Annotated in this window: 6 protein-coding genes; 1 reads left to right on the top strand and 5 read right to left on the bottom strand. The window is 53.2% G+C overall.

What is annotated here, in order from left to right:
- Positions 1–2: 2 nt before the first annotated feature.
- The gene (locus tag DUE52_RS20420; protein WP_114407898.1) at positions 3–3,170 is read right to left on the bottom strand and encodes a WD40 repeat domain-containing protein; all 3,168 of its coding nucleotides are present in this window, start codon (positions 3,168–3,170) and stop codon (positions 3–5) included.
- A gap of 588 nt (positions 3,171–3,758) precedes the next feature.
- Here DUE52_RS20420 and DUE52_RS20415 point away from each other — a divergent pair.
- A complete protein-coding gene (locus DUE52_RS20415) occupies positions 3,759–4,514 on the top strand; it encodes a DUF2490 domain-containing protein (RefSeq protein WP_114407897.1) in 756 nt (251 codons plus the stop codon).
- Between the two features lie 118 nt (positions 4,515–4,632).
- Here DUE52_RS20415 and DUE52_RS20410 read toward each other — a convergent pair whose 3' ends face one another.
- The 4 genes from DUE52_RS20410 to DUE52_RS20395 form a co-directional block, all read right to left on the bottom strand.
- Entirely contained in the window at positions 4,633–6,858 is a 2,226-nt protein-coding gene (locus DUE52_RS20410) for a ligand-binding sensor domain-containing protein (protein ID WP_114407896.1), read from the bottom strand.
- A 130-nt stretch (positions 6,859–6,988) separates the two neighbouring features.
- The gene (locus DUE52_RS20405) at positions 6,989–9,208 is read right to left on the bottom strand and encodes a hypothetical protein (protein ID WP_114407895.1); all 2,220 of its coding nucleotides are present in this window, start codon (positions 9,206–9,208) and stop codon (positions 6,989–6,991) included.
- A 25-nt stretch (positions 9,209–9,233) separates the two neighbouring features.
- On the bottom strand, positions 9,234–10,427 hold the full coding sequence (locus DUE52_RS20400) for a sialidase family protein (protein WP_114407894.1): 1,194 nt from the start codon (positions 10,425–10,427) through the stop codon (positions 9,234–9,236).
- Positions 10,428–10,431: 4 nt separating this feature from the next.
- A complete protein-coding gene (locus tag DUE52_RS20395) occupies positions 10,432–11,487 on the bottom strand; it encodes a polysaccharide deacetylase family protein (protein WP_114407893.1) in 1,056 nt (351 codons plus the stop codon).
- Positions 11,488–11,545 lie beyond the last annotated feature (58 nt).

Genomic DNA, 11,545 nt, shown 5'->3' with positions numbered 1-11,545 from the left:
AGTTAATCAGGCTTCGTTTTTTCGTAGGGAATATCCTTCCCGATGTACTTCTCCCACTCCTCGGTGCTCAGGTTTCGTTTTACTTTCCGGGCCAGTTCGGCATACAAATCCGCCGGGTCAATGTTGCGGATGCGCACCGTCCGGTCGGCCCCGCAGGCAATCAGCCGTTTGCCGTCGTTGCTGAACCGGATGGCCATCACCCACGAGTCGAAATCGTTGATCACGATAGGTTGTTGCTGTTTGATCAGGTTGTTGTAATCCCAGATGTGAATCGACCAGTCGGCACTGCTGCTGGCGACCAATTTGCCGTTGGGCGAAAAAACAATGTCGCTGACGGTGGACGAATGCCGCCCCGACAGGAGGCTTCCCACCGCTTCGGGGGCATTTCCGGTCAGTTTCCAGGCATAGAGCAGGCCATTCGACGTGCCGGTCAGAAGCTGCGTTCCATCCGGGCTAAAGGCCAGGGCCGTCACCCGGTTGCCAAACTGCCGACGAGCAATCACCTCCGGTTTTTTCGTCAGATCCGTTGCGTCGAAACTCAGAATCTGCCCGTTGTTCGAACCACACACCAGCCGTTTGCCGTCGCGGGTAAGCCGGGCGCAGTAGATCGCAAAACCGGAACGGTTGTTCTGCAACGAATCGAGCCGGTTGGCCGCCGGTTTCCAGTTCCGAACCTGACCATCGCCACTGACCGAGATCAGCCGGGACGAACCGTCGACCGGCAACAACGCCAGCACCGGAACCTCATGAGCTTTGATTGCCGATGGCATGGCCTCCGGTTTTTCGGTATTCCAGCCGTACAGCCAGCCGTTTTCACTGCCGCCAAACACGGTTTTCCCATCCGGACTAACGGCCACGGCCCGGACGCCATTGGCGTTCCGCCGGGGCGTTTTCAGCGATAAGGGTGCCCGATTGAGTTCCCCGTTTGCCCACAATTTTACGGTACCGTCGTCGCTCCCCGTTGCCATGAGCGACCCGTTGGAACCGGGTTGCATCGCCACCGTTCGCACCACATCGGCATGAGGGCGCAGCACGGTATTGGCGTCCGATGATTTCGATAACGCATTGAAAATGTCCGGATTATCGGGCAAACCGCCATTCTTCACATTCAGGCGATAGGCTTCCAGCGCCAGCAAAGCCGACAGATCATCCTGCGTGTTTTCGTTGAGTTGATACGATTGAATCGCCACCGTCCGGGCCACGGCTTTCCCGCGTTGCTGTTCGGCAAATTGCTGGGCCGTCTGCGCCACCGACCGCTGTGCTTCGGCTTCTTTTTGCGAGCCTTCGGCCCGGCTTTTCTGCTGTTCGGCTTCTTTTCGGGCCTCCTCCGCCTGATGACGTTGCCGCTGCGCATCATTCCGGGCTTCTTCGGCGCGTTGGGTCTGGGCCACGGCCAACTGGCGGGCGGTTTCGGCCTCCTGCCGTTTTAGCTCAACCGTCTGTTGGCCACGCACGGCAATCACCCGCTGTTCTTCGGTCAATCGCTTCTGCTGCTCGGCCATGATTTCCTGCTGCTCGGCGATTTTCTTCTGGGTAATGGCTTCCCGGGTTTGGGCTTCGGCACGGTTTCGCTCAAAAAGGGCAATCTTTTTCTCGGCAATCGCCGTTTCTTCACTCTGGAGAGCTTCCGTACGCAAAACCGCCGAAACGATCAGGAAGAAAAGCGAGATCAACGAACCCACGCCCAGGAAAGCCGCAAAAAACCGCGCCCGTTTCAGTTCCCGTTTCTGCCGTTCTTCCTTGTTGCGGATTTCAAATTCGTATTGATTCCGGCTGTATTCCAGAAAGTTGACTGCCCGTTCGAGATACGGATCGTAGCGATTGGCCCAGGCCGGTGTCGGGCGGTTTTCGGCCAGCCACTTCAGGCCAATCTGCAATTCGGGATTGACCCACAACCCGGTTTTTCCTTCGTGGTACAAGGTCGCCGACCGACTGACCTGCTTATAAAATTTAGCCGAATCGGTTTCTTCCTTGACCCAGGTTTGGAGCCGTTCCCATAAAATCATCAACCGCTCGTGGCTGATGTCGATGATCAGCTCGGGGTCGGCGTGCAGGGCAATCGACGGCGTTAAAAAGGCTACATCCCGCTCCCGAAACCGGTTCAGGACATCGATCAACAGGTATTGATTGACCCCCGAAATTTCGCTGATGGTACCCACGGGAATGGGCCGGATTACGCTCGTATTACCCGCTCCCAGCACGATCAGGGCTTTGAACAGCTTTTCGGTGGCCAACTGGCTTTTTTCATCCGGCAAATTCCCGTACACCTCTTCGGCGTGTACCGTGATGGCTTTCTGCATGGTCCCAATAGCCTCGTAATCAGACAGATCGATGGAATTATCGGTATTGCGGTTGAGCTGCCAGTAGTTCCACGTTCGCATGAGCGCGTGTTGCAGAATCGGCAGTTGATCGGCCCGGTTTCCAATGTCGGTGAGCAGCCGGGTGGTGAGTTCTTCGGAAATACCGGCCCCCATCACCTGAATCGGCGTCACGATGGCCTGCCGGATTTCGTCCCGGTTCATCTTGGGCAACAGATACGAACCGTGGTTGATGGCTTCCGTTAGCCCTTCATAATCCGTGCAGTCATCGAGGTAATCCGAGCGCATCGTCAGCACGACATACACCGACTCATTTTGCCGGCGGCTCAACGCCAGAATCAGGTTGATGAACCCCGCCACATCTTCGCGGCCGTCGTCGGTCGACTGGTAGCGAAACACGTCCTCAAACTGATCGATCACAATGAGCAGGTTCGCGTTTTCACACCAGTCCAGAAGGGTTTCAGGCTTGGTTCGCAGCCACGTTTCCACGTCTTCCGGCGAAAACCGTTCGGCAAACGGGCGGTTTTGCCGGGCAAAAGTCTGATGAAGCGCCAGGGCAAAATTGCGGGTAGGTGTTGCTTCAGGATTGAAAGAAATTACCTGCCAGGTCTTGAACGGGGCCGACGGCAGGTTGCTCGTCAGCAGTTGCGGAACCAGACCGGCCTTGACCAGCGACGATTTTCCGCTTCCGGAAGAACCCACAATGGCTAAAAAATGCGCATCGGCCAGCCGCTCCTTTAAGTCGTGAATCTGGTTTTCACGTCCAAAGAACAGCCGGGAGTCTTCCGGTTCGAAACTTCGTAAGCCCGGAAACGGGTTTGCAAAAGCAACTTTAGGGTACGTTTCAATCATTCCCAGTCACAGCGGACTCCTGACAGCCCGGTTGTCATTTTAGTGTCGGCCTTCGAAACAGCCATTCGCTTTCGTCCCAGGTGTGTGTTTTGTTGTCTATGGCCGATGGAAATGCTGTTTGAAGCAAATGTAGAGGGCCTTTTCTAAAAAGAGTGTCGCAATTATCCCAACCACTATCGTATTTGTACCAAAAAACAACTCAATTTACGTTCAGAGCCGATTGTTACCAAAAAAATGTATGTTTTTACTTAGTAATCTATCATTCGGTAGAAATCAGGTAAAAATCTGAGTAAAAACCGCTACCAGTCTTCCTCTTTTCCAATCTAAGAATTAGACAATTTCACTGGTCATTGTTGCGAAGAAAAAAGAAACTCTTTATACTCAATGTTACCACAAATAGCGTACCAGTAAACGGATTCAAAAACCAGGTCGTATCGCGGAGTTGAGCGGAGGCTGAGCTGAGTTAAGCGGAGAAGTAATAAACTCTGCTTAACTCAGCTCAGCCTCCGCTCAACTCCGCGAAATAACTCTTTACCCTTTACTCAGCCTTTATGGGTTCGGATTGGTTCTACAAAGATGAGTCTACGAATGGTTGGGTGGGTATCGGTATTCTGGCTGGTATCAATTGCCGGTTTTGGTCAACAGAAGCGCATCATCGATCGCAACTCCATCGGTTGGTTTGTCTACAATGGCGATCACAAGCTGAGTGAAAAGTGGTCGCTCCACACGGAATACCAATGGCGTCGCATCCAGTATGTGAAAACCTGGCAACAGTCGCTGGCGCGGCTGGGAGCGAATTACAAGCTGACTGACAAAGTCCAGTTCGGTGGCGGTTACACCCATTTTGTAACATTTCCCTACGGCGAACACCCGGTGGCCGACCAGGGTGTGCCTACGCCGGAACACCGGCTGTATCAGGACATTCAACTGGACGACACCATTGGCCGACTGCTGCTCTCCCACCGATTCCGATTTGAGGAACGCTGGCTCAGTCAGATTGCCGAAACCGGTTCCCGGCGCATCCGCGGCTGGAACTATGAAAACCGGGTGCGGTATCAAATTGCCGTCGAATTGCCCCTGCAAGGGGTCGCCATCGACGACAACGAATTTTACCTGACGTTTTTCGATGAGCTTTTCATCAGTTTTGGTAAAAATGCGGGGGTCAATATTTTCAACCAAAACCGAATTCTGGGCGGTTTGGGCTACCAGTTCCGGGACCATTTCAAGCTGGAGCTGGGGTATTTGAATCAAATCACGCAGCACGCGGAAACCGATCCGGTGTCTGGCAATCCGGTTTTTGAGTTTAACAAGGGGTTCCGGGTTAATATGGTATTTGAGTTTTAAGTGATGAGTTGTATCGCGGAGTTGAGCGGAGGAAGGAGGAGTTAAGCAGAGCAAAAGAAAGAAAAAATTTCTCTGCTTAACTCCCTTTCCTCCGCTCAACTCCGCGATACAATCTTTATTACTTACTCGAAACCGGTGCGGAGATCACGCCCAGATACCGCCCCATCCAATACGGCAGCAGGAATGAATCCCCGGCGCTGAGTTCGCTCATGCCGTTGCCACCGGGCCGGTCGAGTTTGAAGAGGTTGCGGTTGTGTTTGAGTTCCGGGCGCTCGTCGGGTGGCAGAACGGAGGTGGTGGTTTGTTCGCGGAAGTTTTCGGGCACAAAGTCCAGATCTTTCCGGTGGCTGTTCATCACACTCCACTCAATCATGTCCAGCGGAAACTCCTGCAAATGCCAGATGCTTTCGTCCAGATCGAAGGCTTTGGCACCCGTCGCGGCATAAATGAAGTTCCAGAGGCTATTTTTCTCGGGCCGTTCAAACTCCCAATGTTCTTTGATGGTGGCCCAGAATTGGGTTTTCAGTTTCGAGTCAAACGCGTAACGATACAGACTCCCGTACGCCAGAAAATACATTTCGTCGTCGGAGTGATTCCATTCTTTGGAGAGCATTTTGGCCCAGTCGCTGGCGTTGGGCGGAGTTTTACCGATCTCGCCCATCGGCCGCAGCAGATTTTCGAGGTAGCCGTGTTTCTGCATCAACTCGTACGCCTTCTCCTTATAAATCGGCTTTTGGGTAAAATGATAAGCCACCTGCAAAAACGCGATGATGTTGGACGAGTTGATTTTCCGATCGCCCACCATCGTTGGAAAACCGTTCACGTAATCCGGATGCCATTTCCCCCAAAGGGTCGGTTTGCCGTCAAAATCAATCAGATACCAATCATTGTTGATGATATTCGTCATCAGTTTATCGATCAGACCGATGGCCCGTTTCCGGGTATCGCCGTCCGTTAATTCGGCAATTTGGGTGAGCGCGAAAAATTGCCCGACGGTCTGGTCACTGCTGGTCGTGCCGCGCCAGTCCCAATGGCCGTCTTTGGCGTGGGTCCAGCCGTTGGTCAAACCGCCGTCCCACTGTTCTGGTTTGAACTTGAAGTAACCCTTCCGCTCGAAGCCCCGGGCAAAGTAGCCCTTCATGCCGGTGATCGTAAAGAGCCGCTCCATTGCTTCGAACGACTCCATCCAGTTTTGCAACGCTTCGGGGTCGCCGGTTACTTTGTGTCGATACAACTGGCTGACCAGATACATGGCCGTCCAGAGGTTGTCGCTGTCGCGCTGGCCCATTTCAAAAGTGGATAAATCACCGTTTTTGAGCGTCGAAACGTCGCAGTTAAAACCGTACCGGATGTGTCGTTGGCGAACCTGTTTTTCATATACCAGCGATTTTTCGTGCAACGTCATCTGCCTGAACCGAATCTCACCCAGCCCTTTGTTGGTCAAAATCAACACACTATTTTCCGGCCCTTCTGAAATATGAATAATCCGGTTTCCGGGCACCCATCGTTCACCGTAATAATAATTGAATTTTCCGTCCGGGCGTTGCATAAAAGCACCTCGATTCGAACCAAACCAGAGGTTCCCGTGGGCATACGAAATCATGGTCAGATCCGTCACCGGAAGTTTTTTCTGCGTCGGACCAACGGGTTTATTCAGGGCCGGATCGAAAACCAGGTAGCCGTCGTGGGTGCCGAGGTAAAGCTGGTTTTTAACGAGTTCAAAACAGGTCAGTCCGGGTAACCGGAAGACGGTTTTCAGGGATTTGTCCGCCAGCGAAAACGCACTCACAGACTGTTCACCCAGAATCCAGAAGCGGTTTTGAGCTGCTTCGAACCGGATATCTTTGACCTGATCCGCGGCCAGTTTTCCCGTCCAGATCACCGCCGAATCCTGAAGCATTTTCAGTGTGGTGCCATCCGAAACCAGAAACGAAAACCGGTCGGCACCCGGACAAAAAATCCGGGCTTTGGGCAAACCGTGCCGCGCCAGTAGCTTCCCGGCCCAGGCATTGCTCAGGACGGTTTGATCGTCAAGGTAGACAAACTGCTTTTGAAAAACGCCCAGACCAGCCAGCTTTTTATCGGCCATAGGACGGTAAGCCCGAACCGGTTCCAGCGTTCCCGGATACTGAAACTGACCGCCGTTGGGTTGCAATAACCCTTTGGCCGAGAGCACCTGAATGACGCCGTTTCGATCCGCAAAAACCCGGGAGAGTGCGAGTGTCGTGTCTTTCAGATAGTGCTTGACGCTGTAGTCTTGGGTATAAGGAATATCCTGATAAACTGGTTGTTGTGCATTTAACTTGAATGCGCTAAGGAGGATAAGGCAGAAAATGCTTCTCATATTCTTGTATAAACTAAAAGAGTTATTTCGCAGAGTTTAGCGGAGAAAATCAGAGTTTATCAGAGTTGTTTTTTTCTCTGTGTAACTCTCTTTTTTCTCCGCTAAACTCTGCGAAATAATTCTTTCTTTTCTATTTAACCGGCGCAGAAATCACCCCCAGATAACGCCCCATCCAGTAAGGCAGGAGCCAGATATCGCCTGCGCTATTTTCCGAGCCGCCACTCCGGCCTTTGCGGTCGAGGTCGAACATGTTGGCGTTGTGCCGCTGGATGCGTCGCTCGTCGGGGGGCAGCACTTCCTTCGTTGTTTGTCTCCGGAAGTTTTCCGGCAGCAGTTCGATGTCTTTGCGGTGGCTATTCTGAATCGACCAGTCGATGAGATCGAGCGGGTGTTCACGCAGATACCAGGCGGCTTCGTTCAGGTCAAATTCCTTCGTGCCGGTCAGGGCCGTAAAGATATTCCAGGCTCCCTCCTTTTCGGGCCGTTCCGCCTGCCAGTGGTCAATGATCTGCTGCTTGTATTTAGCCTTCAAAGTGTCGTTCAGCGCATACCGATACAGTCCCCAGTAGCCAACGAAATACATCTCGTCGTCCGAGTGATTCCAGCCATCCGACATGTGTTTGGCGTGTTCGTCGGCATCCGCAGGGGCTTTCCCGATCTCGTTCATCGACCGCATCTGGTTGGTCAGATAACCGTGTTTCTGCATCAGCTCAAGGAGCTTTTTTTTGTACTTTTCCTTTTTGGTAAAATGGTAAGCGGTTTGCAGCATTGACGTAATATTCGACGAATTCAGCTTCCGGTCGCCCACATTGGTCGGGAAGGAATTGACGTAGGTCGGGTTCCATTTGCCCCACATCGTCGGTTTTCCGTCGAAATCGATGAGGTACATATCATGGCTGATGATGTGGCTCATTAGCGTGTCGATGAGCGTAATGGCCCGGCTTTTCAGGTTTTTATCGGGAATCAGTTCGGCCATCGCGCCGAACGCGAAAATGTGACCAATCACCTCATCGCTGCTCGTGGTCGATTTCCAGTCCCACTCCTTATCACTGGCGTGTTGCCAGCGCTCCGAATCGGAGAGTTCCTTCATGTGTCCACTGCGCTCGAACGAGCGGGCCGGAAAACCCGGCACCGGCGTGATGGTGTAAAGCCGCTCCATCGCATCGAGTGACTCCCGGCAGTTTTGCAAGGCTTCGGGATCTTTGGTAGCGGCATAGCGGAAAATCTCCCCGCCCAGATACATGGCTGTCCACAGACCGTCGTTGTCGGAATCGTCCAGATACCCCGTCGCCAGGTTGCCTTTTTCCATCCGGTCCAGCGTCGAGTTGAAGCCCACCCGGATGTGGCGACTCCGAACCTGATTGTCAAAAAAGACGGCCTTGTCATAAAGCGTCATCTGTTTGAAACAGATTTGCCCCAAACCGGCTTTGGTCAGAATCAACACCGAGTTTTTGGGGCCTTTCGAAATGTGCGTGACCTCATCGCCCGGTAGCCAGCGTTCGCCGTTGTAGTAATCGAACTTGCCGTCCGGGCGCAAGGCAAACGCGCCTTTGGTCGAACCAAACCACAGTTTACCGTCCACTTCCGCCACGGCGGTAATTTCGGTCCACGGCAATTTTTGGCGAATGGCTCCCACTTGTTTTTTCGTAGCCACATCGAATTCCAGATAACCATCGTTCGTTCCGACAATGATTTTTTTGCCCTGATTGGTCACATCGAAAGCGGTGAAACCGGCTCCGTCCAGCACTTTTGTCAATTTTGCACCCGAAACCGACAAGGTGTACAACGATTTTTTACCCAGAACCCAGAACTGATTCGCGCCGGGCTGGTAGCGAATCGCCACGGTTTCATCGCCCGGCAAACTGCCTTTCCAGAGGCTTTTTGAATCTTTCAGCAAATTCAGGGACGAGCCGTCGGATACTAGAAAGGTAAAATCCGCCCCACCCTGAAAGAGTTTGGCATTCGGGAGACCGTGTGTGGAGAACAACTTCCCCGCCCAGGCATTGGCAAACACCACCTGATCGCTGAGGTAAACGAATTGCTGTTGATAGCTGCCCAAAGCCGTGAGCTTTTTGTCCTTCATAAACCGGTAGGTATTGTCTGGTTGCAGGGTGCCGGGATAGAGAAACTGGCCGTCGTGCGGGTGCAGCAAATCACCTTTTGATGTCAGAATCTGAATGGCGCCGTTGCGGTCGGCCTGCACATCCAGCAAGTCGCCATTGGGTTTGTCCGCGTAAAATTTAATGCTGTAATCCTGCCAGTAGGGTTTGTCCTGGTAAACCGGCTGTGTCTGTGCGTAACAAACGCTGGAGAAAATGACAAAAAGAAAACTGTAAAGTGGTGTTCGCATGAGGATTGGGATTTTGTCCACCCCGTCAGCGGTCGGAGACCCTGACAGCGGTGGGATTGACAACAACATATTTGATTGATTTCCGGCCTTTTTCAAGATGATAGGAATACGTCAGGTGAATCAGCCCGTCCGGCGTCTGAATCATCGATGGGTAGGAAAAACCGCCTTGTCCGGGTTGCTTGTCTTCGATCCGGGTCTTCCATTTCCAGGTTTTCCCTTCATCATCCGACAAAAAAAGGCTCAGCCGGTGGCGTCCGTCGTCGATGTCATTCCCGAAAAACGCCCATTTCCCATCCCGAAGTCGGAGCAGTTCCACACTGGCGGTATTGGGAATATCAGACTTCACGGTAGCCGTCCAGCTTTCTCCCTGGTCGGTCGATTCGCTGGTGTGAACCCGGCTGGGCTGGTCGCCACTGTCGCGCATATACGCCACAACGCTTCCGTCGTTTCGTTGCGCCAGCGCCGGTTGAATCGGTCCGCGCCCCACAATCGGCAAACTCGGACGCCAGGTGGTTCCGTCGTCGTCGGAGATGGCAACCATCGACAGATTCAGACCGTCGGAATACAGCGGCAGCAGAATCCGGCCCGTCGGCAGCAGCAGCGGTTTGATGCGCGTCATCCAGCCGGTGCTGCGTTTCCGCAAATCGCGGCTGGCTTCAATAATCATGTCGTCGTATTTCGGCGCGTATTCGGCCCAACCGGCCGTATTTTCGGGAAGCTTCTTGAATTTTATGGCCACTTCCTTTTCAAACCGCTCGTCTGGTTTTAGCAGAATGTTATCCTGCCAGTTCCAGACCGGCGCACCGGGTTTGGCGTAATCAACAGCGGTTTTAAACCGCAGAATCGAATGCTCCCAGCGGTTGGCCTGAACGGCAATCCAGACCAGAAAAAGTTTGTTCTGCCGGTTTAGGAACAGCACCGGATTACAGTCCGGCAAACCGGGGGTGTCGGCCATCAGAAACGGTTCGCTCCAGGTTTTCTGTCCTTTTGTCAGACGCGCGCCCATGATCCGTACATCATCCGCCGAACGTTCTCCGCTGCCCTGAAACCAGGTAGCCAGAAAATCGCCGTTGGGCAGGGCCACCAGGCTGCTGCCGTGAACGTGCTCGTTCTGATACGGAAAAATCAGTTCTTCCCGAACAACGGATACGGCCGACTGGGCCAGCAACCCGTTCGTTACCAGCAGAAGAGCCCAAAAAACCGCACTAAGTTTCTTCATGGTTTTACTTGATCGCTTTCCGGCGTTGCATGAGTTCGCGCCAGGTCGTCAGCACGATGCCTTCGGATTCGATAAACGCTTTCAGTTCGGGGTCCATCATCGACAGCATGTCGGCATACCGCGAACCGCCGGAACCGCTGATGTATTTGAAGGTTTCGTTCAGGTCGTTGCTGTGAATGATGATCATGGCGACGCCCGGTTTCATTTTCGTCAGGATTTCCTTGAACCGCTTCGTTTTGTATTTCCCCCAGACTTCCGGACTCGGGTCTTTCACGTCTTTCGGTTTCCACTGACCGGTGTCGGCATAGAGGTCATCGAGGACGGGCAAACCGGCTTTCCAGATTTTTTCGCCGATGGCCGGAGCCTGTTTGAGGGACTCCGGAATGGGCAGATTCATGCCTTCCCGGTATTTGCCTTCCGCCTTCAGTTTGTCGATCACCGGCTGAATTTCGCTGTCGACCAGCAGTGTGTTGTTGCCGCCGGGAAACATGATCGGAATGCCGTAATCGACGCCCACTTTGATGTATTTTTCCAGGAAAGCCGGGGTGGCAAACAGCGTCCCCATGTGCGAATCGAGGTGCGTCGGTTTCAGACCCATTGTAATGGCCCGGTCGATCTGCGCCCGCATTTCCAGTTCCAGTTCGTCGGGTTTGGCGTGTTTCACCACGTCGGCAACTTCCGGCCACAGAGCACCTTCCGAATCGGTCAGGCTTGGCACCTGCTTGATACCCGCCAGGGGCGACCAGCGGTAATCTTTCCATTCGGAGGTGAGCGTCAGGTGAATACCGGCATCGACCGTTGGATTTTTCAGAGCGTATTTGATAAAGCTGGCCGACCACGCACACGGCATCATGATGCTCGTCGAGGTTGCTACACCCTGCTCGATGGACTTGATGGTTCCCTGATTGGCCGACAGGAACATGCCCGCATCATCGACGTGGAAGATGACAATTTTCTTGCCCTTCGGGTAGCCGAGTTGCTCGGCGTAGGTGGTTTTCGGCTGCGCGACCCCGTAGGAACTAGTTACCAGAACGAGGATACTTGTTAGTAATTTGTTCATATCGTTAAAATTTACTGTTTCGCGGAGTTGAGCGGAGGAAAAGGGAGTTGCGCAGAGA

This window comes from Larkinella punicea (genome assembly GCF_003334855.1).
GTDB classification, from domain to species: Bacteria; Bacteroidota; Bacteroidia; order Cytophagales; family Spirosomataceae; genus Larkinella; species Larkinella punicea.
Note: the sequence above shows the minus strand (reverse complement) of the source record. Positions and strands in the feature narration are given on the sequence as shown.